1 pseudogene is annotated in these 364 nt (G+C 53.3%); it reads left to right on the top strand.

From position 1 onward, the window contains the following. A pseudogene (locus F1E73_RS17470) lies at positions 1-364 on the top strand (IS4 family transposase); the annotation flags it as partial.

Here is a 364-nt window from a genome sequence, read left to right as displayed (position 1 = left end):
CACAGGGATCGGCATCAGCGAGACCTTCATATCGGATCTGGGACTGGCTCAGAGCCCGGCACGATCCACAATGAGCGACGGCAACAAAAAGCGCAGCTACAAGGTGTTCGAGACCCTTTACTACCGATTGCTCACCCACTACGGGAGGATCCTGACCGAACATGGCCAAGGACGTGTTATAAGGGAAATCAAGGGCAAAGCCATCAAATTGATCGACAGCACCACCATATCCCTATGTCTCTCCATGTTCGACTGGGCAAAGTTTCGGACAGCAAAGGGAGGCATCAAGATACACACCTGCTGGGACGATGCGATGATGATCCCCGACATGGTGAACATCACGGAGGCCAAACTCCACGACAGT

This window comes from Arenibacter lacus (assembly GCF_008711145.1).
In the GTDB taxonomy this organism is placed as follows: Bacteria; Bacteroidota; Bacteroidia; order Flavobacteriales; family Flavobacteriaceae; genus Arenibacter; species Arenibacter amylolyticus.
This window is presented reverse-complemented; position numbering and strand designations above follow the sequence as displayed.